At 62.0% G+C, this 24,510-nt stretch carries 28 protein-coding genes; 7 read left to right on the top strand and 21 right to left on the bottom strand.

Features of this window, described 5'->3' with window-relative positions:
- Positions 1 to 106: 106 nt before the first annotated feature.
- Both NKI88_RS18405 and NKI88_RS18400 read left to right on the top strand, forming a co-directional pair.
- A complete protein-coding gene (locus NKI88_RS18405) occupies positions 107 to 1,645 on the top strand; it encodes a sugar ABC transporter ATP-binding protein (protein ID WP_023672351.1) in 1,539 nt (512 codons plus the stop codon).
- Positions 1,646 to 1,689: 44 nt separating this feature from the next.
- Positions 1,690 to 2,676, top strand: coding sequence for an ABC transporter permease (locus NKI88_RS18400; protein ID WP_023684050.1), 987 nt, complete (start codon positions 1,690 to 1,692; stop codon positions 2,674 to 2,676).
- Positions 2,677 to 2,678: 2 nt separating this feature from the next.
- Here the strand turns inward: NKI88_RS18400 and phnN are convergent, their stop codons facing one another.
- The 9 genes from phnN to NKI88_RS18355 all read right to left on the bottom strand — a co-directional run bounded on the left by phnN (position 2,679) and on the right by NKI88_RS18355 (position 12,470).
- Positions 2,679 to 3,308, bottom strand: a complete 630-nt coding sequence (gene phnN, locus NKI88_RS18395) for a phosphonate metabolism protein/1,5-bisphosphokinase (PRPP-forming) PhnN (protein ID WP_023684051.1) — start codon at positions 3,306 to 3,308, stop codon at positions 2,679 to 2,681.
- A complete protein-coding gene (locus tag NKI88_RS18390) occupies positions 3,305 to 4,459 on the bottom strand; it encodes an alpha-D-ribose 1-methylphosphonate 5-triphosphate diphosphatase (RefSeq protein ID WP_352543872.1) in 1,155 nt (384 codons plus the stop codon). The genes phnN and NKI88_RS18390 overlap by 4 nt, the downstream gene beginning before the upstream one ends.
- A 35-nt stretch (positions 4,460 to 4,494) precedes the next feature.
- Positions 4,495 to 5,202 (bottom strand): DUF1045 domain-containing protein, encoded by a 708-nt coding sequence (locus NKI88_RS18385; protein ID WP_023684053.1) that lies wholly within the window; start codon positions 5,200 to 5,202, stop codon positions 4,495 to 4,497.
- Positions 5,203 to 5,356: 154 nt separating this feature from the next.
- Positions 5,357 to 6,169 carry a 5-deoxy-glucuronate isomerase gene (gene iolB / locus NKI88_RS18380; RefSeq protein ID WP_023684054.1) on the bottom strand — a complete coding sequence of 271 codons (813 nt, stop codon included), beginning with the start codon at positions 6,167 to 6,169 and terminating at the stop codon, positions 5,357 to 5,359.
- A gap of 158 nt (positions 6,170 to 6,327) precedes the next feature.
- Entirely contained in the window at positions 6,328 to 6,576 is a 249-nt protein-coding gene (locus NKI88_RS18375) for a hypothetical protein (protein ID WP_023672345.1), read from the bottom strand.
- A 9-nt stretch (positions 6,577 to 6,585) separates the two neighbouring features.
- Entirely contained in the window at positions 6,586 to 7,503 is a 918-nt protein-coding gene (iolE, locus tag NKI88_RS18370) for a myo-inosose-2 dehydratase (protein WP_027049098.1), read from the bottom strand.
- Positions 7,504 to 7,652: 149 nt separating this feature from the next.
- Positions 7,653 to 9,503, bottom strand: a complete 1,851-nt coding sequence (iolD, locus tag NKI88_RS18365) for a 3D-(3,5/4)-trihydroxycyclohexane-1,2-dione acylhydrolase (decyclizing) (protein ID WP_286455401.1) — start codon at positions 9,501 to 9,503, stop codon at positions 7,653 to 7,655.
- A 33-nt stretch (positions 9,504 to 9,536) separates the two neighbouring features.
- Entirely contained in the window at positions 9,537 to 11,471 is a 1,935-nt protein-coding gene (locus NKI88_RS18360) for a bifunctional 5-dehydro-2-deoxygluconokinase/5-dehydro-2-deoxyphosphogluconate aldolase (RefSeq protein WP_352656484.1), read from the bottom strand.
- 153 nt (positions 11,472 to 11,624) lie between these two features.
- Entirely contained in the window at positions 11,625 to 12,470 is an 846-nt protein-coding gene (locus NKI88_RS18355; protein ID WP_023823976.1) for a MurR/RpiR family transcriptional regulator, read from the bottom strand.
- A 317-nt stretch (positions 12,471 to 12,787) separates the two neighbouring features.
- Between NKI88_RS18355 and NKI88_RS18350 the strand changes: the two genes are divergently transcribed.
- On the top strand, positions 12,788 to 13,897 hold the full coding sequence (locus tag NKI88_RS18350; RefSeq protein WP_023748282.1) for a Gfo/Idh/MocA family protein: 1,110 nt from the start codon (positions 12,788 to 12,790) through the stop codon (positions 13,895 to 13,897).
- Positions 13,898 to 13,905: 8 nt separating this feature from the next.
- Here NKI88_RS18350 and NKI88_RS18345 read toward each other — a convergent pair whose 3' ends face one another.
- Positions 13,906 to 14,604, bottom strand: coding sequence for a helix-turn-helix transcriptional regulator (locus NKI88_RS18345; protein ID WP_023672341.1), 699 nt, complete (start codon positions 14,602 to 14,604; stop codon positions 13,906 to 13,908).
- Between the two features lie 126 nt (positions 14,605 to 14,730).
- Here NKI88_RS18345 and NKI88_RS18340 point away from each other — a divergent pair, with 126 nt between their 5' ends.
- Complete coding sequence (locus NKI88_RS18340) at positions 14,731 to 15,366, top strand: LysE family translocator (protein ID WP_023732715.1); 636 nt, start codon at positions 14,731 to 14,733, stop codon at positions 15,364 to 15,366.
- Positions 15,367 to 15,479: 113 nt separating this feature from the next.
- On the opposite strand, the gene NKI88_RS18335 is transcribed toward NKI88_RS18340, so the two are convergent.
- The 5 genes from NKI88_RS18335 to NKI88_RS18315 all read right to left on the bottom strand — a co-directional run bounded on the left by NKI88_RS18335 (position 15,480) and on the right by NKI88_RS18315 (position 19,936).
- Positions 15,480 to 15,995, bottom strand: a complete 516-nt coding sequence (locus NKI88_RS18335) for an SRPBCC domain-containing protein (protein ID WP_023732716.1) — start codon at positions 15,993 to 15,995, stop codon at positions 15,480 to 15,482.
- The gene (locus tag NKI88_RS18330) at positions 15,973 to 16,332 is read right to left on the bottom strand and encodes an ArsR/SmtB family transcription factor (protein WP_023687408.1); all 360 of its coding nucleotides are present in this window, start codon (positions 16,330 to 16,332) and stop codon (positions 15,973 to 15,975) included. Before NKI88_RS18330 ends, NKI88_RS18335 begins: the two co-directional genes overlap by 23 nt.
- Positions 16,333 to 16,407: 75 nt before the next feature.
- Positions 16,408 to 17,499, bottom strand: coding sequence for a 3-deoxy-7-phosphoheptulonate synthase (locus NKI88_RS18325; RefSeq protein ID WP_023732717.1), 1,092 nt, complete (start codon positions 17,497 to 17,499; stop codon positions 16,408 to 16,410).
- Positions 17,500 to 18,021: 522 nt separating this feature from the next.
- Positions 18,022 to 18,858 (bottom strand): DUF3800 domain-containing protein, encoded by an 837-nt coding sequence (locus tag NKI88_RS18320; RefSeq protein WP_352656480.1) that lies wholly within the window; start codon positions 18,856 to 18,858, stop codon positions 18,022 to 18,024.
- 175 nt (positions 18,859 to 19,033) lie between these two features.
- Positions 19,034 to 19,936, bottom strand: coding sequence for an IS1 family transposase (locus NKI88_RS18315; protein WP_352656478.1), 903 nt, complete (start codon positions 19,934 to 19,936; stop codon positions 19,034 to 19,036).
- 230 nt (positions 19,937 to 20,166) lie between these two features.
- Between NKI88_RS18315 and NKI88_RS18310 the strand changes: the two genes are divergently transcribed.
- The 3 genes from NKI88_RS18310 to NKI88_RS18300 are packed head-to-tail and all read left to right on the top strand — an operon-like array spanning position 20,167 to position 21,363.
- Positions 20,167 to 20,595 (top strand): hypothetical protein, encoded by a 429-nt coding sequence (locus NKI88_RS18310; RefSeq protein WP_352656476.1) that lies wholly within the window; start codon positions 20,167 to 20,169, stop codon positions 20,593 to 20,595.
- Positions 20,592 to 20,990: a helix-turn-helix domain-containing protein gene (locus NKI88_RS18305; protein WP_352656474.1), complete on the top strand. Its 399-nt coding sequence runs from the start codon at positions 20,592 to 20,594 to the stop codon at positions 20,988 to 20,990. Before NKI88_RS18310 ends, NKI88_RS18305 begins: the two co-directional genes overlap by 4 nt.
- A complete protein-coding gene (locus NKI88_RS18300; protein WP_352656472.1) occupies positions 20,983 to 21,363 on the top strand; it encodes a hypothetical protein in 381 nt (126 codons plus the stop codon). Before NKI88_RS18305 ends, NKI88_RS18300 begins: the two co-directional genes overlap by 8 nt.
- Here the strand turns inward: NKI88_RS18300 and NKI88_RS18295 are convergent.
- The 6 genes from NKI88_RS18295 to iolG all read right to left on the bottom strand — a co-directional run bounded on the left by NKI88_RS18295 (position 21,360) and on the right by iolG (position 24,466).
- A complete protein-coding gene (locus NKI88_RS18295) occupies positions 21,360 to 21,590 on the bottom strand; it encodes an RNA-binding protein (protein ID WP_352656470.1) in 231 nt (76 codons plus the stop codon). The genes NKI88_RS18300 and NKI88_RS18295 overlap by 4 nt on opposite strands.
- 10 nt (positions 21,591 to 21,600) lie before the next feature.
- Positions 21,601 to 21,804, bottom strand: a complete 204-nt coding sequence (locus NKI88_RS18290; RefSeq protein ID WP_352656468.1) for a hypothetical protein — start codon at positions 21,802 to 21,804, stop codon at positions 21,601 to 21,603.
- An 81-nt stretch (positions 21,805 to 21,885) separates the two neighbouring features.
- Positions 21,886 to 22,314: a type II toxin-antitoxin system VapC family toxin gene (locus NKI88_RS18285; RefSeq protein WP_352656466.1), complete on the bottom strand. Its 429-nt coding sequence runs from the start codon at positions 22,312 to 22,314 to the stop codon at positions 21,886 to 21,888.
- A complete protein-coding gene (locus tag NKI88_RS18280; protein WP_023732719.1) occupies positions 22,311 to 22,574 on the bottom strand; it encodes a type II toxin-antitoxin system Phd/YefM family antitoxin in 264 nt (87 codons plus the stop codon). The genes NKI88_RS18285 and NKI88_RS18280 overlap by 4 nt, the downstream gene beginning before the upstream one ends.
- Before the next feature lie 71 nt (positions 22,575 to 22,645).
- Complete coding sequence (locus NKI88_RS18275) at positions 22,646 to 23,440, bottom strand: SDR family oxidoreductase (protein ID WP_023710444.1); 795 nt, start codon at positions 23,438 to 23,440, stop codon at positions 22,646 to 22,648.
- A 30-nt stretch (positions 23,441 to 23,470) separates the two neighbouring features.
- Positions 23,471 to 24,466 (bottom strand): inositol 2-dehydrogenase, encoded by a 996-nt coding sequence (iolG, locus tag NKI88_RS18270; protein ID WP_352656464.1) that lies wholly within the window; start codon positions 24,464 to 24,466, stop codon positions 23,471 to 23,473.
- Between the last annotated feature and the right edge of the window lie 44 nt (positions 24,467 to 24,510).

Raw genomic sequence — 24,510 nt, 5'->3', positions numbered from 1 at the left:
GCCGGCTCAGGGTTCGCCTTGAGCCGGCGATCGTGTTGACGGGTCGGCCAAGGCCCGTCAGTCTGTAGCCCACCGGCTGCTGGCAAGCCTGATCAAATATGGCGTGATGAATTATTCCGACCCATCTATCGTCGCAACCACCCCGTTCCTCGGCCTCGAGAACGTGCGCAAGACCTATCCGGGCGTGGTGGCGCTGGACGGCTTTTCCATGGAAGTCAGGCCGGGCGAGGTGATCGGCCTGGTCGGCGAAAACGGCGCCGGCAAATCGACCTTGATGAAGATCCTCGGCGGCGTCACCAGGCCGGACAGCGGCGCCATCACCGTCGACGGCGTTGCGCATGACGGGCTCACCGTCGAAGGCAGCCTGGGGTCGGGCATCGCCTTCGTCCACCAGGAGCTCAATCTCTTCGAAAACCTCGATGTTGCCGCCAATATCTTCTTCGGCCGCGAGCCGTTGCGCGGCGGGCCGCTGAGATTGGTCGACCGCGCCAAGCTGCGCGAAATGGTGGCGCCACTGCTGAAGCGCGTCGGCGCCAATTTCTCCGCCGATACGCCGGTTGCCTCGCTGTCGCTGGCGCAGCAGCAGATGGTCGAGATCGCCAAGGCACTGTCGATCAAGGCGCGGCTGGTGATCCTCGACGAGCCGACGTCGAGCCTGCCGCTCGCCGAAACCGACAAGCTGCTCGACGTCATCAAGGCGCTGAAGGCCGATGGCATCAGCGTCATCTTCATTTCGCACCGGCTGCATGAGGTCGAGCGCGTCGCCGACCGCGTCGTGGTGCTGCGCGACGGCATGCTGGCTGGCACCTTGCCGAAGAGCGCCATCAACCACGACCAGATGGTCAAGCTGATGATCGGCCGCATGCTGAAGGAGCGCGAGAAGGCCTCCGAGGCGGCTCGGGCGCCGGGCGCCACTGCGCTCTCGGCCAAAGCCATCCGCACCCCCGCCTACCCTGCCCGGCCGGTCGACCTCGACATCAGGCGCGGTGAAATCCTCGGCCTCGCCGGCCTTGTCGGCTCCGGCCGCACCGAACTGGCGCGGGTGTTCTTCGGCATAGACAGCACGCTTGGCGGTGGGCTCGAACTCGACGGCAAGCCGCTTGTGCTGGGTTCGGCGGCCGATGCGGTCGCGCATGGCATTTTTCTGGTTCCGGAAGACCGCAAGCTGACCGGCATTTTGCTTGACCTGTCGATCGCGCAGAACATCTCGCTGCCCAACCTGCCGGCGCATGCGAAGCGTCGACTGGTGTCGGCAAGCGCCGAGACCGCCACCGCCGAGAAGCAGAAGAGCAATCTCGGCATCAAGGCGCCGTCGGTGCAGACGCGAACCGGCACGCTGTCGGGCGGCAACCAGCAGAAGGTGGTGCTGGGCAAATGGCTGGCGATGAACCCGAAGGTGATGATCCTCGATGAGCCGACGCGCGGCATCGATATCGGCGCCAAGGCCGAGATTTACGGGCTGATGCGAGCCTTGGCCGATGCCGGCGTCGCCGTGCTGATGATCTCCAGCGACATGGAAGAGGTGATCGGCGTGTCCGACCGCATCGCCGTCATGCATGAGGGCCAGATCTCGGGCATTCTCGACAAGGAACAATTCAGCCAGGAAAACGTGCTGTTGCTGGCGGTCGGCAAGCCGGCAAACTAGCGGGCTTGAGGCGATTGCCGGTCCGGCGCATTGGGGAGAAGACGATGAGCAAAAAAGATCTCGGCCTGCTGATCCTGATCCTGGTGGTCGGCGCCGTGGTGACCGCCATCAACCCGCGCTTTCTTTTGCCGATCAACCTCGCCAACACCTCGAACCTGATCGGCCTGTTCGGGATCCTCGCCATCGGCCAGGCCTTCGTCATCATTACCGGCGGCATCGAATTGTCGGTGGGATCGCTGGTGGCGCTGCTCGGCACGCTGTTCATCGATTTCATCGCCGTGCGCGACATGCCATGGCCGGTGGCGCTGCCGCTGATCCTGGTGCTGGGCGGCATCATCGGGCTGGCGCATGGCTGGCTGATCACAAGGCTGAAATTGCAGCCCTTCGTGGTGACGCTGTGCGGCCTTTTGATCTATCGCGGGGTCGCCCGTTTCTATACCGCCGACGGCACCGCCGGCTTCGCCTTCGGCCAGAATTTTCCCGAGCTCGAATTCCTCACTGCGGGCCGCAGCTATGGCGTGCCCAACAGTTTCATCGCACTGATCGTCATTTCGATCGTCATGTGGGTGGTGCTGCACCGCTCGGTGTTCGGACGCTACCTCTATGCCATCGGCAAGAACGAAGAGGCGGCTAAATATTCGGGCATCCGCACCGGCCGCGTCGTGATGGCCGCCTATGTCATCTGCGGCGTTCTGACGGCGCTGTCGGCGATCTATTTCGCGATGTACACGCGCTCGATCTCGCCGGCCAGCCACGGCCAGTTCTACGAACTCTACGCCATTGCCGCCGCCGTGCTCGGCGGCTTCTCGCTGCGCGGCGGCGAAGGCTCGCTGGTTGGCGTCATCCTGGGCACCGTGCTGCTGCAAGAGTTGCAGAACCTGGTCAATCTGCTCGGCATCCCGTCCTCGCTCAACTTCGCGGTGATGGGCGGCGTGATCCTGATCGGCGTGCTGGTCGACCAGCAATGGGGCGTGTTCCGCGCAAGGCGGCTGATGCTCGATGCCAGCCGGAAGACTGTCGCGGCGGAGTAGCGCTACATCACGCCGGATATATCCGAGAAGGCCATCGCCTTGCGCAGCACCTCGGCGAAGCGTTCTCCGGCGGCTTCGCGCCGGCCGCCATTGTCGATCGAGGTGACGCCGGAGCCGGACAAAGCGATATTGGCGCTGCGGGCGAGCCGAGCCAGCACTTCGCCGCGCGATTCGCGGCCGCGCTGGGCGAGACGCTCGGCGAGGATTTCCGGCGAGGCGGTGATCTCGACGACAGCCAGATTGGCATAGCGCTCCCGCAGCACCGGGATGACTGCGCGCGAGACATTGGCGACCGCGACATGGCCATTGGCGATGGACCAGTCGACATCGGCCGGAATGCCGTAGCGCAGCCCGTGCGCCTCCCAGGAAATGGCGAAGGCGCCGTCGGCCTCGGCTTCGACAAAGGCCGCGTCGGCCAGCGTGTCGTGATCCTCGCTTGCGGCGTCGCTCGGCCTGGTGATGACCCGGCGGACGAACTCCAGCCTCGTCTCGTCGGCAAACAAGGTGCGGGCATAACCGATTACCGTATCCTTGCCGGCGCCACTCGGGCCGACGACGGCGACGAAGACGCCGTTGCGGACCGGAAAGGCCTCGCTGCTGAGTTCGCGCTCGATCGACGCCGAGACCATCAGGCGACCCGCCGCCCTTGGCGCCAGACGGTGCGCACGACCGGCACATGATCGTCGAGGCGCACCCGCACGAGGTCGGCGCGGCGGCCCTGTTCGATGACGCCGCGGTCGTTTAGGCCGATCGCCTCGGCCGGATTCTTCGACACCATCGCAACCGCCTGCGGCAGGGAAATGCCCTCGACGACGTCGCCGAGGAAGAAGGCCGACTGGATCAGGCTGAAGGGAATGTAGTCGGACGACAATATGTCGAGCAGGCCGTCGCCGGCCAGCGTGCGGGCCGAGACGTTGCCCGAATGCGAGGAGCCGCGCATGACGTTGGGCGCGCCCATCAGCACGCCGAGCCCGGCATCCTTCGAGGCCTTGGCGGCTTCCAGCGTGGTCGGGAATTCCGCGACGCGCACGCCTTGTTCGATCGCCTCGTCGACATGGCCTGATGTGGCGTCGTCATGGCTCGCCAGCACGATGCCCCGCTCGTTGCAGGCGGCTGATATCGCCACCCGGTTCGGTCCCGAATTCTTCGCCGATTCCGACATCCGCTTTTCGCAGAACAATTGGAAGTCGCGATCGGTCAATTTCAGCTTGCGCTGATAGTAATGGGCGTAGGTCTCGAGATTGACGAACTGACGCTGTCCCGGCGCATGGTCCATCAGCGAGGCCAGCTTGACCCGCTCGTCGCCATCGAAATTGGCGAAAGCCCGCAAGCAATCCGGCGCCGAGACCTCGCAGCGCAGGTGCAGGAAATGGTCGGCCCGCAACCGGTCTTTCGCGACGCTGTCCTCGATCGCGCCGGCGAGCTTGCGGATGTCGTCGGAGGTAATATCCGCGTCCTCGTCCATGCCGACACGCAACGCGTCGAGGACGGTGGTGATGCCGGCGGTGGCCACCTGCGCGTCATGGGCAAGGACGGCGGCGATCGGGTTCCAGCGCACTTTCGGGCGCGGCGCATAGTGGCCTTCGAGATGGTCAGTGTGCAGCTCGACCAGGCCGGGAATGATGTAGTCGCCGCCCATGTCCTCGCCGCCCATGCTCCCGCCGATTTGGCCGGTGCCGGCGTCGATGCCGGAGATAAAACCGTCGCGCAGCACGAGCGACCCTTCGACGATCTCGTCGGCAAGCACGATGCGGGCGTTGTGGAGAACGGTTTCGGCGGTCATTTCAGGCAGTCCTTGCTTACTCGGACGAATTGTGGTCAGGCAGTTTTTCGGGCAGCCCGGCGGCCGAGCGCATGATGCGAAAGCACCATGAACGGAGCGCCCGGTTCGGTCTCGACGAACAGCGTCAGCGCATCCACCAGCACCGGTTGCCGCAGCACCTGCGCAAAGAGGCTGTCGATCGCTGCGCGCAGACGTTGGCTTTCCTGCGGCCCGGCCCGGCCGGACAGCGTCATGTGGAAACGAAAGGTCTCAAACACATAGGGATAGCCCCACTGGCAGAGATTGCGGAACTCGGCTGGCTTCAGCGAATCCGGGCTGCGCCGCTCGATCTCGGCCTCGGTGAGCGGCGCGCGAAAACGGTCGAAGCTAAGCACGACATCGTCGGCGAAACGGTTGAGCGGCGGCAGCGGGCCTTCCGGCACCAAAGCGAAGAAACCATCGATCTGGCTGACGACCAGGCGCGGGATGGTGACCGTCGGCGTTGCTTCGGCAAAGGCGTCCAGCGCCGCGCGCAGCGAGCTTTCGGTTTCGTTGGCGGCCAACCGGAAGGGCGCTTTCAGCGTCGCATGGAAACCGTAGCGCCGCGCCGATGCGGTGTGAAAGGCGACTTCGGCCGCCGACAGCTCGCCCACCGCCTCGACCGGCCTGGTGGCGGCGCCAAAGGGGTCGCGGCCCAGCCAGTTGGCGGCGAGCCGCGCCAGCGGTTCGTCCTGCCTCGGGGTGAAATAGATGGCGTAGCGCATCGAAAAAAATCCTCGTCAGCCCGCTGCCATAGGTGATTTCCATGACGGATTGACGAAGCTTATGCGGGTTTTCGAAGGCAAATCGACCCCGTGGATCGTTAGCCGACGATTTTTCGCTGCTGGACCAACAGCTTCTGGCGCAAGCGAAGGCCGATCAGGCCTTCATGAGCCATTCGTGCTCGGGCGCGTTGTGGAACTTCCACGTCCGCTTCGGCCCGGCCATGACGTTAAGGTAATAGAGGTCGTAGCCGTGGCAGGCGGCGCAGGGGTGATAGCCCTTGGGCACCAGCACAACATCGCCGTCCTCGATCGCCATGGCTTCGTCCAGCTCGCGGGCGCCGGTCTTGTCGGCGTCGGTGTAGACGCGCTGGAAGGCAAAACCCTGCGGCGGGTTGAGGCGGTGGTAGTAGGTTTCCTCAAGATAGGATTCGGCCGGCAGGTTGTCCTGATCGTGCTTGTGCGGCGGGTAGCTCGATGTGTGGCCACCGGGCGTGATGACCTCGACCACCAGCAGCGAGTCGGCGGGCTTGCCCTCGGGCAATATGTTGGTGACGTAGCGCGTGTTGGTGCCTTTGCCCCGAGTCTCCTGGCCGAGGTCGTCGGGTGCGATGACGCGAACGGGCAAGCCGCCGCCCAGGCCCGGCGCCGAGCAGACCGCGAGTTCGAGATCGGTGTCGGCGGTGACCGACCAGTCCGAACCCTCCGGAATATAGACCGACCACGGCTTGCCCTCGAAGGGCGACATGCGCTCGCCGAGCAGGCCGAGTTCCTGGCCGCCGGCCCTTGCCGTGCCCTTGCCGGTGACGAACACCAGGCAGACTTCGCGATCCTGCGTCTTGCCGGATGCGGTCTCGCCCGGCTTCAGGCGGTGCAGGTCGAAGCCGACATAGGTCCATCCGGCGCTGTTGGGCGTGACATAGGCGACGCGGCCATGGCCCTTGTCGGCTTTGACGAGCAGTTTCGACATGTTTTGTCTCTCCTATCGCAAGTCTTCGAGGTCGGCCTCTCAACTTCGTCATCCTAGGGCGAAGCAGGAGCGAAGCTCCGTTCCGGCCAATCACCGACGTAGGCGATACGCCAGGTGTCCAGTGTCCGACCCGCAAGCCCTTCCGAGCCACGGCCGCTTCATTCCTTCGGTTCGGCGTCCGCCTTCGCTTCGCCGGTCTTCGGTCGATCAGGCGCAGCCTTGCTCTCCTCCACCGGCTTGTAAAGATAGAAGAACTGCCAGACGGCGTAGGCGGCAAAGCCGAGCGCAATGATGCCCCAGAACGGGGTGCCGGAGGCGAATTCTATTCCGGCCCAGATCACGCAGACGGCGACGACGGCAACGCGCCGCCACAGCGGCCGGAAGAACGGGTGCTCGTAATCCTTCATCGGACCGGCTTACGCATTGGGAAAGCCTTGCGTCTCGACCGTGTAGCCGGCCGCCGTCATCACCCGCATCAGTTCCTTGTAACCCACTTGGGCCATCTTCAGCGGCGGGTTCTTTTTCGGGTCCTGCTCGGCCTCGACGACGAACCAGCCTTCATAGCCATGGTCGGCGAAGCGCTGCACGATGGCGCCGAAATCGAGCGAACCGTCGCCAGGCACCGTGAAGGCACCGAGCGCCACGGCGTCGAGAAAGGACTGCTTTGTGCGGTCGAGCCCGTCGATCACGCCCATGCGCACATCCTTCACATGGACATGGCTGATGCGCTTGTGGTGGTTGTCGATGGCGCGCAGCACGTCGCCACCGGCAAAGGCGAGATGCCCTGCATCGAGCAGCAACGGAATGCCTTCGCCGGAATGGCGCATGAAGGCATCGAGCTCCGGCTCGGTCTCGACCACCGCCGCCATGTGATGGTGATAGGACAGCGGCATGCCTTGCTCTGCGCACCATTCGCCGAACTCGGTGAGGCGCCTGGCATAGGCCCTCATCTCGTCATTCGACAATTTCGGCTTGGTGGCGAGAGGCCTGGAGCGATCGCCCTGGATCGAGCGGCCGACCTCGCCATAGACGATGCAAGGCGCATTAACCGCCTTGAACAGGTCGATCATCGGCTGGATGCGATCCTTGTTCTTGCCCATGTCCTCATCGACCAGCGTGCCGGAGAACCAGCCGCCGCACAGCGTCACGTCGGCCTTTTTCAGGATAGGCAGCATGATTTCGGGGTCATTGGGAAAGCGGCGGCCCATTTCCATGCCGGTGAAGCCGGCCGAGCGCGACTGGCGCAGGCACTCTTCCAGCGAGACGTCGTCGCTGAGTTCGGCAAGATCGTCGTTCCACCACGCAATGGGGGACATGCCCAGTTTGGCTTTCAAGTTTTAGCTCCGGTCTCTTGTTCACCCTCCCCCTTGTGGGGAGGGTCGCTGCGAAGCAGCGGGGTGGGGGGTGCGGCGCCAGACCCCCACCCGGACCTGCGGTCCGACCTCCTCACAAGGGGGAGGTAGGGGGCAGCGCTGACTTAGCATCAATCGCCGATTGTCTGCATCTGCCGCTTTTCGTCATAGGCTTTGCGCGCTGCGTTGACCTGCGGCCGTGCGGAGACTTCCGGCACCGCGACATCCCACCAATGGCCGCCGGCATCGGTGGAAATCAGCGGGTCGGTGTCGATGACCAACACGGTGGTGCGGTCGTTGGTTTTCGACTTTTGCAGCGCGGTCTCCAGGCCGGTGATCGACGGCACCTTCTCGGCAATAGCGCCCATGCTCGCCGCATGCGCGGCGAAGTCGATGTCGGGCAGGATCTCGTGGCGCGCGTCCTTCAGGAGGTTGTTGAAGTTGGCGCCGCCGGTGGCCATCTGCAGCCGGTTGATGCAGCCATAACCCCTGTTGTCGAGCACCACGATGGTCAGCTTCAGGCCAAGCATCACCGACGTGGCGATTTCGGAATTCATCATGAGGTAGGAGCCGTCCCCGACCATGACGACGACCTCCTGGTCGGGCTTGGCCATCTTGGCGCCGAGCCCGCCGGCAATCTCGTAGCCCATGGTCGAGAAGCCATATTCGCCATGGTACGAGCCGGGCGCGCCTGCCTGCCAGAGCTTGTGCAACTCGCCCGGCAGGCCGCCCGACGCGTTCAGCAAGGTCACGCCGGACCCCAGCGCGCGCTGCACGGCGCCGATCACCTGCGCGTCCGACGGGAAGGCGGCGTTGGTCGACGCCGTCACCTTGGAGGCTTCGGCCTGCCAAGCCTTCTTGCCTTGGGTCGCATTGTCGGTCCATGTCGCCGGTGCTTTCCAGTTCCCCAGCGCAGCACCGAGTTCGGCGAGCCCTTCGGCCGCATCGGCGACCAGCGGCAGCGCGCGGTGCTTGCCGGCGTCGAAAGGCTGCACGTTGAGCCCGATGATGGTCTTGCCGGAGTTCTTGAACAGCGCCCACGAGCCGGTGGTGAAATCCTGCAGGCGGGTGCCGATGGCGAGCACGACATCGGCTTCTTCCGCCAGCCGGTTGGCCGCGGACGTGCCGGTGACGCCGACCGCCGCCATGTTGAGCGGATGTGTGTCGGGCAGCGAGGACTTGCCGCCTTGCGTCTCGCAGACCGGAATGCCGGCGCTCTCGGCGAATTTCGCCAGTTCGTCCGAAGCCTGCGCATACAGCACGCCGCCGCCGGCGATGATCAGCGGTTTTTTCGCACCCTTCAGCGCGGTGACCGCCGCCGCCAATTCATGCCGGTCCGGACGCGGCCGGCGCTGGTGCCAGACGCGCTCGGCGAAAAAGCTCTCGGGATAGTCATAGGCCTCGGCCTGCACGTCCTGGCAGAGCGACAGCGTCACCGGGCCGCATTCCGCCGGATCGGTCAGCACCTGCATGGTCCGCGCCAATGCCGGGATGATCTGCTCGGGACGGGTGATGCGGTCGAAATAGCGCGACACCGGACGGAAGCAGTCATTGACCGTCGCGGTGCCGTCGGAAAAGTCCTCGGCCTGCTGCAGCACCGGATCGGGGATGCGGTTGGCGAAGACATCGCCCGGCAAAAACAGGACGGGCAACCTGTTTACGTGGGCGAGCGCCGCCGCCGTCACCATGTTGAGCGCACCGGGGCCGATCGAAGAGGTCGCGGCCATGAAGCGGCGGCGGAAATTGGCCTTGCCATAGGCGATCGCCGCATGCGCCATCGCCTGCTCATTGTGGGCGCGGAAGGTCGGCAATTCGTCGCGCAGCTGGTACAGCGCCTCGCCGATGCCGGCGACATTGCCGTGACCGAAGATCGCCCACACACCGCCGAAGATGGGCACTCGTCTGCCGTCGATCTCGGTCATCTGCTTGCTCAGAAAGCGGGTCAGCGCCTGCGCCATCGTCAGGCGGATTGTCTTGCTCATGGTGTTTTCCTCCGCAGTCCTCTTGCCGCGCCTTTATGCTGCTTTACGGCCACGCGCGGCAAGCCACGCTTCGGTCAACTGTTCGAAGCGCGCGGCCATGTCGGCGATAGCCTCGTCATCCGTCATCTTGCCTGCCAGCCATTGTTCGGCGGCGTGGACGAAGATGGTGCGGCCGACGGCAAAGCCCTTGACGATCGGCGCCTTGGCGGTGGCGGCAAAGGCCGCTTCCAGTTCGTCCTGCGGCGCTTCGAGACCCAGCAGCACGACGCCACGACACCAGGGATCGTGCTTCAGGATCACCGCTTCGATCTTGGCCCAGGCGCCGGCCGACGCCTGCGGCTCGAGCTTCCACCAGTCCGGCTTGATGCCAAGCGCATAGAGTTCTTCCAGGGCGCGCGGGATGGTCGTTTCGTCGAGCTTGCCGTGCTTGCCGGCGATGATCTCGGCCAGAAGCTCCCGGCCGACCTTCCGCGCGGCTTCGAACAGCGAGCGCAGCTTCTGCTGCTGCTCTTCCTTGAGCGCTGCCGGATCGTCGGGGTGATAGAAGCACAGGCATTTGATGCAGTGGTCGACCGGCCATTCCACCAGTTGCGAGCCGATGTCCTGCGAGAACTCGAAGCGCAGCGGCCGCGAGCCCGGCAGTTCGACGGGACGGCCGAGCCAGGCAAAGGGGTGGCGGGCGAATTCGAACATCGCTTCGCGGCCATGCTTCTCGTCGATCAGCATGCCATAGCCGTCGCGGCCGGCGGCGACTTTCGCCGCAGCCTTGACCGCCAGCACCTTGAAGTCGCGGATGCGCGCCGGATCGGCGCCGGTCTTTGCCGCGACGTCCTCAAGCTGCACACGGTGGTCGCAGGCGAGCGCCATCATCGAGGGGATATCGCGGCGGCGGGTCGTCGCCCAATGGATGTGGTTGATCGCCTCGTCCTTGCGCAACGCTAAGTGCTTGCTGCCGTTCTTGAGGAAGAACTGCAATTCCTCGAAGGTCGGATATTCCGGCGCGCAGAGCAGCCGCGATACGGCGAAAGCGCCGCAGGCATTGGCCCAGGTCGCCGCCGTTGCCAGGTTTTCGCCACCGAGCCAGCCGCGCAGGAAACCGGACATGAAGGCATCGCCGGCGCCCAGCACATTATAGATCTCGATCGGAAAGCCCTTGCCGACGATACCGTCTTCCAGATCGTCGCTGACCGGCCCGTCATAGACGATGCAGCCCATGGCGCCGCGCTTCAGTACGATGGTTGCCTTGGACAGCGCGCGGATCGTCTTCAGCGCGCTCAGGCAATCGTCGGCGCCCGAGGCGATCATGATCTCTTCCTCGGTGCCGACGATGAGGTCGCAATCGGGCAGCACCGTCTTCAGCTGGGCCGAGACGCGGTCGGATTTGACATAGCGCTCAAAACCCTCGGCATGGCCTGCGAGTCCCCAGAGGTTGGGGCGGTAGTCGATGTCGAACACCACCTTGCCGCCCCTGGCCTTGATGATGCGGATCGCCTTGCGCTGGGCGGCGTCGCTGTTGGGTCGGGAAAAATGCGTGCCGGTGACGACGATGGAACGGGCCGAGGCAATGAAAGCCTCGTCGATATCTTCTTCGGCGAGCGCCATGTCGGCGCAGTCGCTGCGATAAAAGATCATCGGCGAGACCCCTTCGCTCTCGACCGAAAGCAGCACCAGAGCCGTCAGCCGTTCCTTGTCGGTCTTCAGCCCGTCGACATTGACGCCTTCGCGCCGCAGCTGCTCGCGGATGAAGCGGCCCATCTGCTCGTCGCCGACACGGGTGAGCAGCGCCGAGCGCAGGCCTAGTCTCGCCGTGCCAACCGAGATGTTGGCCGGGCAGCCGCCGACCGATTTGGCAAAGGAGGTGATGTCCTCCAGCCGCGAGCCGATCTGCTGGCCGTAAAGGTCGACGGAAGCGCGACCGATGGTGATTACATCGAGCGTCGCCTGTTTGGCGTCCACGGCTTCGCTCATTGGAACCTCCCGTCGGTCTTGTTGTCTTGAGCAACGTAGTTGGGGGACACGCGCGAGCGGCAGCGTGGCGCCGGGAATATGAAATAATAATTCCAATCCATAGTCAATATGGAATGAGCATTCCTTCCGGGAATTCGAGCGCCCGGCGCCGGCCTAGGCTTTGCGCTTCTTGCCCGTGCTGCGCCGCTTCTCGCCGACGCCGACGGTGAGCGCCATGGCCAGCGCCATGGTGGCCGACAGCGAGCGGAAGCCGGCAAAATCGGCCTCGGCAACCTCGAACCAGACCTTGGCGAACTGCGCTAGTGGCGAAAACGAACTGTCGGTGATGGCGATGATCGGCACGCCCTGTTCGGAAATGGTGCGGGCCTCCTCGATGGTGGCCGGCGCATAGGGCGAGAAACTGATGGCAATGACGGCGTCCGCCGGGGTGGCGAAGGCGACCATCTCGGCATTGAGGCCGGCGGCGGATTCGATCAGCTGGTTGCGGATCTTCAGCTTGCCCAAGGCATAGGCAATGTAGCTCGCCACCGGGTAGGAGCGGCGCTTGGCCAGGACATAGATGGTCTCGGCCTTGGCCAGCAGCGAGATCGCGTCTTCCAGATGCGCCTCGTCCAGCGTTCGCGAAATATCGTTGAGCGAAGTGCTGGCGGCGGCGACGAAGCCGTCGAAGATGGCTCGGTGTCCAGCACCCGCATCGGCCTTGGCGCGCAGCGCCTGCAGGCGTTCGTCATAAGAGGAATTGCGCTCGCGCAGCCGCTCGCGAAACACCTGCTGCAGGCTGGTGAAGCCGTCAAAGCCTAGTTGCTGGGCAAAGCGGATCAAGGTGGACGGCTGCACGCCCGCCGAAGCGGCGATGCTGGCGGCGGTGCCGAAGGCGATGTCATCGGGATTGTCGAGCGCATAGGCGGCGATCTGGGCGATGCGCTTGGGCAAGGTTTCACGGCGATCGAGGATCGTGGCGCGCAGCGTCTCGAAGTCGCGAGGTACCCGTTCGTCCATCGTCGCCCCGTCCAAGCTCACTTAAAGCGCGTCGCGGTGAAACGGATTCGTGCGATGCGCTTTAAGTCTTTGTTTTGATGCATGCCGTTGTCCCAGAACCGCGGCACACTTCTGGGCGACATGCATTAGAGCATGATGCCGAAAAGTGTGCAGCGGTTTTCGGACGACATCATGCTCTCTTTAACTCAAGTGACGTCCTCTCTGCCCCATCATAGCGAGCCTGCGCAAGAAGGCCATAAAAAATGAGGCAGACATTCCATTCGGAGAAGAAATGGACTAATTCATCCATCGATCGCTTCAGGTATTGGGAGAAAGAAATGGTCGGCGTTGGTCTTATCGGCACGGGTTTCATGGGCAAATGCCACGCCATTGCGTGGAGCGCCGTCGGTGCCGTCTTTCCCGATGTCGCCAAGCCGAAGCTGGTCCATCTCGGCGAGGTCAACGAGGAGCTGGCCAAGCGCAAGGCCGGTGAGTTCGGCTTCGCCAAGGCGTCGGGCGACTGGCGTGCCGTCGTCAACGACCCCGAGGTCGATATCGTCTCGCTGACCACGCCCAATCAGTTCCATCCGGAGATGGCCATCGCTATTCTCGAAGCCGGCAAGCATCTGTGGTGCGAGAAGCCGATGGCGCCGAGCTTTGCCGAAGCAGCGGCGATGGCGGCCGCGGCGAAGAAGTCCGGCAAGGTCGCAGCGCTTGGCTACAACTACATACAGAGCCCGGCCATCCGCCACATCGGCGCGCTGCTCGAGGAAAAGATCATCGGCGAGGTCAACCATCTGCGCATCGAGATGGACGAGGACTTCATGGCCGATCCGGAAGCGCTGTTCTTCTGGAAGCATGAGGCCGCATCCGGCTATGGCGCGCTCGACGATTTCGCCGTGCATCCGCTGTCGCTGGTGTCGACGCTGTTCGGCCGCGTCGCAAAAGTCATCTGCGACATGGCCAAACCCTATGTCGACCGCAAGCTGGCCAGCGGCGGCCGCCGTGCGGTGGAGACCTACGACATCGCCAGCGTTTTGATGCATCTGGAAAACGGCATTGCCGGCACGCTGCTGGTCAACCGCTCGGCCTGGGGCCGCAAGGGCCGCATCGCCATACAGATTTTCGGCTCCAAGGGATCGATCCTGTTCGACCAGGAGCGGATGAACGAAATCCAGCTCTACGTCACCGCCGATCGCCCGACCGAACAGGGCTACCGCACCATATTGGTGGCGCCGCACCACAAGCCTTACGACGCCTTCCTCCCGGCGCCGGGCCATGGGCTAGGTTTCAACGACCTCAAGATCATCGAGTGCCACGAATTGCTGACGCGGCTTGCCGGCAAGCCGGCACGGGTCATCGAATTTGCCGAAGGGCTGGAGATCGAGCGCACCGTGCACGCGATGGCGAGGTCGTTCGAGGAAAAGCGCTGGGTGGATGTGCGGTAAGATCCGCTTCAGCCGCCAGCGACAGCGTTCGCCTCCCAGCCACTGACCCAGACCTGCCGCAGGCGATCGCCTTCGCCCTTGAAGCGCAGCCCGGTCGCCCGGCAATCCGCGATGCGGTCGCTGCGGAAATTGCGGATGGCCTGGCGCAATTCGCACCAGGCGACGATGTTGGCGGTTTCTGAATAGTAGATCAGCGCGATCGGACGGATCAGCCGCTCGGAGGCGCGGCCGATTTCGTCGCGATAGGACAGGTCGAGCTTTTCCTCGTCGCGGATGGCGCGGCGCACAAGCGCCAGATCGATGGTGCCGATTGCCGGTGCTGCGAACCCCCAGACATGCAGCGCGTTGGCGTCGAACGCCTGGCGCAACGGCGGCGGCACGGCGCTGGCGATCTTGGCGCTGACGCGCTTGGCCGCCTGCTTGAGTTCGCTGTCTCCCGTGCGCTCCAGCAGGGCGAGCGACAGGACGATCGCTTCCATCTCCTCGATCGAAAACATCAGCGGCGGCAGGTCGAAGCCGGGCCGCAATATGTAGCCGATACCGCGCCCGCCTTCGATCGGCACGCGCATTGCCTGCAGTGCGGCGATGTCGCGATAGATCGAACGCATCGTGACTTCCAGCTGCCCGGCGATCATGGCTGCCGTCACCGGCTGCCGCGCCAGCCGCAGGATCTGGATAATCTCGAACAGCCGCGACGCCTTGCGCATTTCCTCTCCCTGATGAACGCTACTGACACATCCCCGTCAGTTGGGGTGATTTATTGGACTGCCTATCGGGTTGAAAATCAACGAATTCCTCAACGGCACCCCAGCAGGAAGCGACAGGCAACTGACATGAGCTACGCGGAAAATCTCTGGCTGTTCTTTATCCTGCTGTCCGGCATCATCATCGTACCCGGGATGGACATGCTGTTCGTGCTTGCCAATGCGCTCACCGGCGGCCGCGACCGGGGCCTCGCCGCCACCGCCGGCATCATGGTCGGCGGCATCGTGCACACGCTGAACGGCGCCATCGGCGTCGGCCTGCTGATGCATTTCGTACCGATCCTGTACAAGCCGCTGCTGATAGCAGGCGCCGCCTACATGGCCTTCATCGGTATTTCGCTGATGCGCAGTTCCATCACCGTCGGCCATGACGGGCTCGTCGGCAGCCGCACGGCCTGGAAGGCCTTTCGCCAGGGACTGGTGACCTGCCTGATCAACCCGAAGGCCTATCTCTTCATATTTGCCGTCTATCCGCAGTTCCTGAAGCCGGATTACGGCCCGATCTGGATGCAGGCGACGGTCATGGGCCTGCTGACGGTGGCGACTCAGGCCGCGATCTATGGCGGGCTCGCCATCACCGCCGGCCGCAGCCGCAATCTGCTGGTGGCCAACCCGCGGGCGACCGCTTTTGCGGGCCGCGCGGCCGGACTGCTGCTGTTTGCGGTCTCGGTGTTCACGGCTTGGGAGGGGCTGAGGATGGCGTGATCCCGATCAAGCGATGACGCCGCGTTTCTTCGTCTCGGCGCTGCGCTTGCGGATCACTATCCCGGTCTTTGTCGTCGAGGGCGGCAGCAACCGCGTCCCCGAGATCGACGACGTCATGACCGTCCCACGTTCGCGCCCAAGACGACGAGAAGCTCGTCCAGTTGCTCGAACGTCTCGCCCATCGCATCCGCCGCCCCGGTACCGGCCGCGTCGAGAGCCTCCTTCGAGGGATAGAGTTCGTGCATGACCAGCAGCGTCTTGCCACCCTTTTCCTCGAAGGTCAGCGTGGTGACGGGTCCACCGTCACCACCTTCCTCATTGGTCCAGACGAGGCGTGAGTGCGGTGTCACTTCGATATACCTGCCGAAGAATTCGTGAAGGTCCGAGGCGTCGTGGCCGAACACCAGGCGGTACGTGCCTCCTGTACGAGCATCCATCTCGCAGGAACGCAGGAACATGCCCATCGACTTCGGCACCCACCACTGCTTGAACAGCTCGGGCTTGGTCCACGCCTCGAACACGATGCGCGCCGGACCGTTGACTGTTCGCGTGACGACCAGCTCGCGCTCGGACTTCCGTTCGACCGTCGTGCGGTTGTTCGTGGGCTCACTCTCGGTTCTTTGGCGCATCGGCTTTCTCCTTCCGTTTCAATTCCTCGACAACCTTGTCCAACTCGTTGAAGCGTGCGTCCCAGAGCAGGCGGTGCCGCTCGATCCAGGCCGCCTCTTCCTCCAGTCCGCGCAGGCCGAGCTTGCAGGTCCGCACGCGGCCAACCTTCTGCGTGGTGACGAGCCCCGCCTGCTCCAGGACGCCGACGTGCTTCTTCATGCCCGTGAGGGTCATGTGGAACTTTCCGGCAAGCTCGGTGATCGAAGCATCTGCGCGTCCGAGCTGCTCCAGAACGCCACGCCGGGTGGCGTCCGAGAGCGCGGCGAACGAGGAGTCCAAGTCGGCATACTGAACCATATGGTTCAGTATCTAGCAGACCGGTGGCCGGGGTGCAAGGGGAGCCGCAGCGTCCTTCCCGCGCATCGCCTCGTATCAGGCGGCGCCCGGCCGGTTCTCCATCATGGCGCGGCGGGCTGAGCGGCGCCATTCTACGGCGCCGGCGAGGCCGTGCAGCACCGTCTCGGTGGTCGCCCAGTCGATGCAGCCATCTGTGATGCTCTGGCCATAGACGAGCGGCTTGCCGGGCACGACATCCTGACGGCCGGCAACGAGATTGCTCTCGATCATGAGGCCGATGATGCGTTCGTCGCCCGCCGCGACCTGACCGGCGACATCCGCCGCCACCTTGGGCTGGTTCTCCGGCTTCTTGGCCGAGTTGGCGTGGCTGACGTCGATCATCAGCCGGGGTGCAACGCCGATGCGGGCGAGTTCGGCCGAGGCTGCCTCGACGCTCGCCGCATCGTAATTCGGCTGAACGCCGCCGCGCAGGATGACGTGGCAGTCCTCATTGCCGGTAGTAGTCGCAATGCCGCTGCGTCCGCCCTTGGTCACCGCCATGAAATGATGCGGCTGGGCGGCGGATTTCACCGCCTCGGCGGCGATCCTGAGATTGCCGTCGGTGCCGTTCTTGAAGCCGACCGGGCAGGACAGGCCGGAAGCCAGTTCGCGGTGGATCTGGCTCTCGGTGGTGCGCGCGCCGATGGCGCCCCAGGCGACGAGATCGGCAATGTATTGCGGCGTCGTCATGTCGAGAAATTCGGTGGCCGAGGGCAGGCCGAGATTGTTGACCGCCGACAGCACGTTGCGCGCCATCCGCAGCCCCTTGTCGATGTTGAAGCTGCCGTCGAGATCGGGATCGTTGATAAGGCCCTTCCAGCCGACGGTCGTGCGCGGCTTTTCGAAATAGACCCGCATGACGATCTCCAACCGGTCGGACAGGGTCTCGCGCAGCGCCACTAGCCGGCTGGCATAGTCAACGGCCGCGACCGGGTCGTGGATCGAACACGGGCCGACGATGACAAGCAGCCGGTCGTCGGTGCCGTTCAAGATGGCATGGGTGGCGTTGCGTGATGCGCTCACGGTGCGCGTTGCCGTCAGCGTGCGCGGGATCTCCCGCATCACCTCGTCCGGCGTACTCAATTCTCGGATTTCCTTGACCCGAAGATCGTCTGTGGTGGTCAACACGGCTTTCTGCTCCTGTTTTTAGGAGACCTGCCGGCTGATACAAAAAAGCCGCCAGGTCTGGCGGCTGTTCGGACTTGTTGCTGCAATCTTCAGATCGAGCGCAATCCTCCCGCCGCCAGCGAGCTGCTAAAGTACCAATACGAGGCGGTCAGGTTGATCATCAGGCGTCATATAGTCGATGCCGAGGCGCTTGTCACGTGGGGTATGCGGAGAAAATTCGGGATGGGCCGAATCCTCGCGATTTCGTCATCCCTGGGCGGAGCAGGAGCGAAGCTCCGTCGCGGAGACCCTGGGATCCATTCCGTGACCTGGGCCGTGGAGTGCGGCGGAGCAGAATTCTGGACCGTAGCAGCGCTCTGAAGTCGCGGCATGGATCCTCGGGTCTGCGCTGCGTCGCTACGCTCCTTGCTCCGCCCGTGGATGACGAAGTGCCGGCGGTTTCGCCAATCGCCAACACGTATAACGCGGAGCGGCTCATGCCGTCCAGGGATCGAAGAGTTCGGTAGTGTCTCAGTTTGAAATTCAGTCCGCGCCGTCCGGCGTAATCAGTGAAATTGTTTTGGTTTCAACGGTCACAGTTTTGATGATCTCAGAGACCACGATTGCCTTGGTGATTTTAGCCGTTTTGGGCCTCTCCATAACGGTGCTATGGGTGGCCGCAGCGTGAAGTCTTGACCAGAAGAACCTCTCGTAAGGTTCATATTTTTTGAACTCTGCAGGGTCTAACCGGTAATTCCACAACCGACCTGTGATCGCTGCTATCCAATCGGCAGCCTGAATATTTTGATTGAGATAGCTTTCAACCTGAAAGGGAGGACTTGCAAGCCAACGGGTTGGGTCAGAACCAAACATGGTTTTTGTCGCAGCTTCCAGAAGCTCTTTTCTGGCCGAATGTTCATCAACGACGACCACAAAATTTTGTTTTAAGGCCGCGCAGTAAGAGTCTATCTGCCTCAGGGCGTGAGACAGAATCGTTTTGTAGAGGCCGTTCGCGTTTAGATCGTTCCGGTCGCGAATTTTCTCGCGGCCATAATAAAAAATTTTGCCTTGATTGGTCCTTACCTGGTTGATGATACGAAAGGCTGTTTTCCGAATTTCTGGATATTTTTCAATCGATCTGGCGGTGAAGAGATTGGTACCCTTCTTTTCCCATTCGTAAGCGTGCTTCCCAGACGCGGCGATATCGCCGCCCAAAAGGTGAGCTTTCTGTTTGAGGAAATATGTTGCGAATGATCGAACAGATTGTTCTGGGAGCAAAATTCCAGCTAGCCCAAAAACGGGACTGGTATTGTAATTGGGATGGTCGCATCCGTAAAATGGACCGACATGACCAAATTCATCGAGATACGCAAAAATCATCTAAATACGCAGAAGCCCACGCTGTTCAAGCGTGGGCCCCGGATTGAGCGCGGTTTTTTGGACCGCATCTCCGTTACAGAAAATAGCTGACGTGCCTTTTGGTTGCAAGATAACGTGATAAAAAAGGTTAAAAATTTTATTCATTGGAGTTTCCAAGGGAAATTTTGTTTGAAAATCAATCGTCCGTTTGTGATTGCGTTTGCTTCCGGTATGGCCCCCGAGGCCCCGGTTTGGGTGCAATTGCGTCCATCATGCGGCAAAGATCATCCATTGACCAGAGTGTTTTCGACACGCCAGCGGCCATTGCCGGCGTCATTTTCAGCGTCTTGTGCATCTTAATGAAGTTGTACCAAACCGTGTAGATCGCGACCATGTGGACATGGTTTTCGAACTTCTTGGAGAACGCATTGGTAAGGCGCGTGAAGCGGCGGTTTGCCATGCGCATGGTGAGGTTGGCGCGCTCGATATGCGACGTGCTGACATGCATCGGATCGGGATTGCCTTCAATCCGCGTCTTGGTCGCGCCGGTGCAAACGGCGGGGCTGTAGCGGCGCTCTGGCGAGGTCTTCTTGCCTTCCGGCTCGCCGTACTGCTTGATGAGCATCGCATAGTCGATATCCGCTCCAAAGGCTTCCTCGACCGCATTGAGATAGGCGCGGTGGCCGTCCGTCGTAAGCTGGACGCGGTTGGCAAGACGGTCCTTCACGTCATCCATGAAGGCCAGCGCATATTCGCCATCGCGACCGCCGACCAGCCAGGAAATGATAAGCTTGCTGTCGCTATCCAAGGCAGTCCACGTCCACACGTCGCCAGCGCCGTCAACCGGCTGCTTCATGGTCGAAACGTTCTTGGCCTTCGCACCGACGAACGACCAGATCTCATCGCATTGAACGCGCTTGGAAGCCACGTTGCGCACTTCGCTGTCATGGAGATCGGCGCAGAACTTGCCGGCATCGACAAGCAGCTTGGAAACGGTGTTGATCGACACGTCAGCAACGCGGGAGATTGACCGCATGCTCGACCCCTCGCAAAGCATGGAGAGGATTTGGACGCGGGTTTTGAGAGGCAGCTTGTTCATGCCTCTAATATGTGAACTTTTATGCTTAGTGTCAAGCATTAGCATTGGTTTTAATGGATTCGCGTTTGCGGTCTTTCTCCAGTACGTTTTGCCCAAATCATTTCCTTGCGGGCGGGTTTCGATTAAACTATATGTTAATTGATGAGGCGATAAAAGCAGCTAAGTTGGCCGGGAAACTCATACCGGCAAAACCGATTGCAAGTTGGTCTGGGGAGCCCCGAGCGTTTCTAATGTGCAAACCCCTCCACGACGTGATCCAAGCCGGGCGCTCCAGCCCTGATGAAAAAGAGCGCCAAAGATGGGCTAAGCTCGAAGCTGCTTTCTCGTTCTTTATAGAGGGCGGATACGTCACCGACGATCTGGTTAAGCAACTCTTGCCGCCTAAATACGAACATTGGGAATTGAGAAGCAGAAAGCCGCGCCCCTCGCTGCGAGTGTTCGGGCGCTTCGCCCTTCCGGACGTTTTTGTCGGCACGCATGTTGAAAGGCGAGACCAGTTGGGCGGGATGTGGTCGTCGCAGTTCGAGCACAACAAACTTGTTTGCGAGGAACATTGGGAGGATGCAGGGCTGCCGTCGCCCTTCACTGACCCGCCAGAATTTCGCTACGAAAGGTACATCACTTCGAACGCCAAGAGAAAAATCCAGGTGGCACCATGACCTATGTCTACGATGCGGCGCTTTTTTCGGAGCGCAATAAAAACCGCGTCTATGAAATTGTTATCAAGGCTCTTGAAAGGGCTGGTAAGGAACGTGGCCTTACCCGCAAAGAAATTGCGGAGCGCATCGGAAGAAAGCCGTCACAAATTAGCAAGTGGCTTTCTGGCCCCTCTAATTGGACGCTAGATACCATAAGTGACCTCTTGTACGCTGCGGAAGCCGAAATGGATTATAACGTTGTTTTTAATTCTAATCGAGTGAAATCAAACGTCTATCACTTGGCCTCTACGCCAACCACAGAAATCATCTCCATCGACGCGAAGGCGCAATCATCAGCTTCGTCGGCAGTTGCTTCAATTGCCGAGATTAAAGTTAAGCGCGTCTCAAATGGCTAAATTTAAGGTAGGGAACGTTGTCCTTTGTGAGCACGCTGTGCTCGGCGCAAATAACAAGCATACTCTGGTAAATGTTTATGCCGGAGATATTATAGTCGCCTCTCTCCCTGCAACTCTTAGTTTCGGCCTATACATCGAATTTCTATCCGGTAATAACCCAGAAAAAATCAACATAGAAGTGTCCCTTGCTCGCGATCCCGCATTAATAGCTGAGACCATTATCCCCAACAGTGGAACAGGTATTATATTAATACCAGTATTCCCATTGAAAATTGAAAAGGATCTAAACCTCGAGGTTTTCGCAATAGCAGAAGGCTTCAAAAGGCAACTGATCCTGAAAAAACGTATCTATCAAGGGGCGATACCGACCTAGCGTTTCCAGCGGCTCTCAGCTGCCTTCCTAGCGATCTCGGCGCGCCGCTCTGGCGTCATGTTGGCGGCGCGCTTCCTGCCGCCCTTTGCACCAAGCGCCTTTGCAGCAGGGTCTTTCCCGTCGTCAATCACGGTCTCGTCTTCATCGCCGATGGCAATGCGCATCACGCGGACGGCGTTGCCGATTACGTCGGCGGGGCGCTTCTGGCCTTTAGGTCCGGTGGGCATAGTGATCCTCTTAGGGGGCGAAGTAGCCGTCCTTTTCGATAGCATCGAGAATTTTGTCGTTGGGAAATCCTACGTGCTCAGGACCGCCACGACTGATTTCAACCGTGCTCTGCCGCGTCCAATCTTTAGCTGTTCCGGGCAAGTTTCCGCCGTCAACGTCGGTCGAGAGCGCGACACGCTTGCTAGTCTTGTGGAAGAATTTGTACAAAGTCACGTTGGGCCTCCCATGCTTTCCGCTAAGCATATAGGCGCTTTCGCCTATGCGGGCAAACCGGGATAGGCGCTTTCGCATATTTCAAATTTCAAACTGAGACACTACCAAGAGTTCAAGCCCAAAGCCTTCGAAATCTTTCGTATTGCACGTTGCCAAGGTGAGCTCGTGCGCAATCGCAGTGGCTGCGATCAGGCCGTCCATCGACGACAGACCACGACCGCGGCGCTTGGCAAGACCCATCAGGTCGCCCCAGGCCAAGGCAACTGCATCGTCCACCGGCAAAACCCGCTGTTCGAAGCGCTGGGGCAGGTCCCGGGCGAGCCATTCGGCCAGCGCCTCGCGTTTACGGCCCTCATCCATCGGAGAGACGCCGCGCCGGATCTCGGCGATCGACACTACGCTGATGAAGGAGCGGTCCTCATCAAGCTCGTCCAGCCAGCCCAGGACACTTGCGTCAGGCGCTGGCCTCGTCACCTCGGACAGGACATTCGTGTCGAGCAGCAGTCTCACAGCGGCAGGTCACGCGGTTCGTCGCGCTGACGTTCAAGCTCGAGATCGGCGCCGCGCAGCGGCGAGCCCAGCAGGAACTCGGCAAGCGTACCCTTGCGTGCGATCTTGCGCTGCCATTCCTCGGCCGAGACGACAACCACGCTTGGTTTGCCGTTCTTGGTGATCGTCTGCGGCGAGGACTGTGCGCGCTCGATGACCTCGGAGAGCCGGGCTTTTGCCCCGGCAACCGTCCAGTTGGTGTCTTTGGATGACGTTAGCATCGCATGCTCGTGACTAGCCTGACTATCATGACTATGTGGGAATGGCGATGTTGCTGCAACAGGGTTTGAGGCTACTCCGGCGAGGTCCCCGCGACGTTCTGGTCGTAGTCAACCAGCGAGCCGGTCATGACACCGGATTGCGGGCTGGCCATGTAGCTGATCAGCCGCGCCAGTTGGTCGGGCTTCACCAGTTGGCCCATGGGCTGGCCGGCCTCTGCCTTTGCCAGCCAGTCGTCGGAGGCACCGTGCCATTTCTTCTGCACGATGTCCTCGCCCTCGGTGTCCATCCAGCCCGGCAGCACGGCGTTGCAGCGGATGCGGTTGAAACGATAGGCGTTGGCGACGTTCTTGGTCAGCGTCGCCAGCGCACCCTTGCTCGAGGAATAGGGCGCCAGGAAGGACTGGCCGCAATGCGCCGACATAGACAGCACGTTGACGATCGAGCCCGGCGCCTTCTGGTCCAGGAGATGGGCCACCACGCCCTGCATCAGGAAGAACGGGCCGCGCACGTTGGTCTGGAAAATCTGGTCGAAGGTCTCCTCGGAGGTTTCGACCAGCGACCCGCGCGCGGAGGTGGCTGCGGCGTTGACCAGCGCGTTGATGGTCCCGAAATGCGAGACGGCGGTGGCGACGGCACGCTTGCAGTCGGCCACCTTCGAAACGTCGGCGCTGATGAAGATCGCGTCGACGCCGGCGTTGTTGAAGTGGGCGACCGCCTTGTCGCCCTTCTCCTGCGAACGGCCGATGAGCGCCAGCGCCTTGCAGCCCTCGTCGGCCAGCGCTTCGGCGACGGCAAAGCCGATGCCTTGCGCGCCGCCGGTGACGATAGCGCGCGTGTTCGAATTGCGATCGGCGGATGTGCTCATCGCTCTGCTCCTGTGCCTTGGTTCCGGTTCTTACTTGTCGAGACGGACGGTCTTGCCTGATGTCGCCGACTTCAGCGCGGCATCGGCCAGCTTCAGCGCCACGAGGCCGTCGGCGCCGCTCGGCGATGCCTTCTTGCCCGAGGTTGCAGCAGTGATGAAAGCGGCAATCTCGATGGAGTAGGCGTCGAGATAGCGGGTCATGAAGAAGTCGTGCAGCGGCGGGCGCGTATAGCCCTTCTCATTGGCGACCTCGATCGACACAGGCCGCTGGTTTTCGGCGGCGACCATGCCCTTGGAGCCATGCACCTCGATGCGCTGGTCGTAGCCATAGGTGGCGCGGCGCGAATTGGAGATGACGGCCTGCTTGCCGGACGCGGTTTCGAGGATGACGCTGACCGAATCGAAATCGCCGGCCTCACCGATCTTCTTGTCGACCAGAACCGAGGCATGGGCGCTGACCGCGACCACCTCTTCGCCGAGCAGGAAGCGCGCCATGTCGAAGTCGTGGATGGTCATGTCGCGAAAGATGCCGCCGGAGCGCTTGATATAGTCGATCGGCGGCGCACCGGGATCGCGCGAGGTGATGGTGACCATCTCGACCTTGCCGATCGCGCCGTCGTCGATCGCCTTGCGCACGGCGGCGAAATGCGGATCGAAGCGGCGGTTGAAACCGACCATCAGCGTCGCCTTGGCCTTGTCGACCACGGCCAGGCATTTCTCGACACGCTTGACGTCGAGGTCGATCGGCTTCTCGCAGAAGATCGCCTTGCCGGCCTTGGCGAAACGCTCGATCAGATCGGCATGGGTGTCGGTCGGCGTGCAGATGACCACGGCGTCGACGTCCTTGGCCTTCTCGATCGCGTCGATGGTGCGCACTTCGGCGCCATAGGCGGTTGCCAACTCGGTCGCGGCCTTTTCAAAAGCGTCGGCAACGGCCACCAGTCTGGCCTGCGGGTTGGAGCCGACGGCGCGGGCATGGACCTTGCCGATGCGGCCGGCACCGAGGAGGGCGAAACGAACAGTCATGGGGTATTTCCTCTAGGGGGATGGGTTCGAGAGAGTTGTGTCTC

The organism is Mesorhizobium sp. M0317 (assembly GCF_040321555.1).
Lineage (GTDB): Bacteria > Pseudomonadota > Alphaproteobacteria > Rhizobiales > Rhizobiaceae > Mesorhizobium.
This window is presented reverse-complemented; position numbering and strand designations above follow the sequence as displayed.

Excerpts from the sequence above, each read along its gene's own strand:
- NKI88_RS18405 (WP_023672351.1), top strand. The coding sequence starts at position 107 with ATGAATTATTCCGACCCATCTATCGTCGCAACCACCCCGTTCCTCGGC.
- NKI88_RS18400 (WP_023684050.1), top strand. The coding sequence starts at position 1,690 with ATGAGCAAAAAAGATCTCGGCCTGCTGATCCTGATCCTGGTGGTCGGC.
- NKI88_RS18390 (WP_352543872.1), bottom strand. The coding sequence starts at position 4,459 with ATGACCGCCGAAACCGTTCTCCACAACGCCCGCATCGTGCTTGCCGAC.
- NKI88_RS18385 (WP_023684053.1), bottom strand. The coding sequence starts at position 5,202 with ATGCGCTACGCCATCTATTTCACCCCGAGGCAGGACGAACCGCTGGCG.
- iolB (WP_023684054.1), bottom strand. The coding sequence starts at position 6,169 with ATGTCGAAACTGCTCGTCAAAGCCGACAAGGGCCATGGCCGCGTCGCC.
- NKI88_RS18375 (WP_023672345.1), bottom strand. The coding sequence starts at position 6,576 with ATGAAGGATTACGAGCACCCGTTCTTCCGGCCGCTGTGGCGGCGCGTT.
- iolD (WP_286455401.1), bottom strand. The coding sequence starts at position 9,503 with ATGAGCAAGACAATCCGCCTGACGATGGCGCAGGCGCTGACCCGCTTT.
- NKI88_RS18360 (WP_352656484.1), bottom strand. The coding sequence starts at position 11,471 with ATGAGCGAAGCCGTGGACGCCAAACAGGCGACGCTCGATGTAATCACC.
- NKI88_RS18355 (WP_023823976.1), bottom strand. The coding sequence starts at position 12,470 with ATGGACGAACGGGTACCTCGCGACTTCGAGACGCTGCGCGCCACGATC.
- NKI88_RS18350 (WP_023748282.1), top strand. The coding sequence starts at position 12,788 with ATGGTCGGCGTTGGTCTTATCGGCACGGGTTTCATGGGCAAATGCCAC.
- NKI88_RS18345 (WP_023672341.1), bottom strand. The coding sequence starts at position 14,604 with ATGCGCAAGGCGTCGCGGCTGTTCGAGATTATCCAGATCCTGCGGCTG.
- NKI88_RS18340 (WP_023732715.1), top strand. The coding sequence starts at position 14,731 with ATGAGCTACGCGGAAAATCTCTGGCTGTTCTTTATCCTGCTGTCCGGC.
- NKI88_RS18335 (WP_023732716.1), bottom strand. The coding sequence starts at position 15,995 with ATGCGCCAAAGAACCGAGAGTGAGCCCACGAACAACCGCACGACGGTC.
- NKI88_RS18330 (WP_023687408.1), bottom strand. The coding sequence starts at position 16,332 with ATGGTTCAGTATGCCGACTTGGACTCCTCGTTCGCCGCGCTCTCGGAC.
- NKI88_RS18320 (WP_352656480.1), bottom strand. The coding sequence starts at position 18,858 with ATGATTTTTGCGTATCTCGATGAATTTGGTCATGTCGGTCCATTTTAC.
- NKI88_RS18315 (WP_352656478.1), bottom strand. The coding sequence starts at position 19,936 with ATGAACAAGCTGCCTCTCAAAACCCGCGTCCAAATCCTCTCCATGCTT.
- NKI88_RS18310 (WP_352656476.1), top strand. The coding sequence starts at position 20,167 with ATGTGCAAACCCCTCCACGACGTGATCCAAGCCGGGCGCTCCAGCCCT.
- NKI88_RS18305 (WP_352656474.1), top strand. The coding sequence starts at position 20,592 with ATGACCTATGTCTACGATGCGGCGCTTTTTTCGGAGCGCAATAAAAAC.
- NKI88_RS18300 (WP_352656472.1), top strand. The coding sequence starts at position 20,983 with ATGGCTAAATTTAAGGTAGGGAACGTTGTCCTTTGTGAGCACGCTGTG.
- NKI88_RS18295 (WP_352656470.1), bottom strand. The coding sequence starts at position 21,590 with ATGCCCACCGGACCTAAAGGCCAGAAGCGCCCCGCCGACGTAATCGGC.
- NKI88_RS18280 (WP_023732719.1), bottom strand. The coding sequence starts at position 22,574 with ATGCTAACGTCATCCAAAGACACCAACTGGACGGTTGCCGGGGCAAAA.
- NKI88_RS18275 (WP_023710444.1), bottom strand. The coding sequence starts at position 23,440 with ATGAGCACATCCGCCGATCGCAATTCGAACACGCGCGCTATCGTCACC.
- iolG (WP_352656464.1), bottom strand. The coding sequence starts at position 24,466 with ATGACTGTTCGTTTCGCCCTCCTCGGTGCCGGCCGCATCGGCAAGGTC.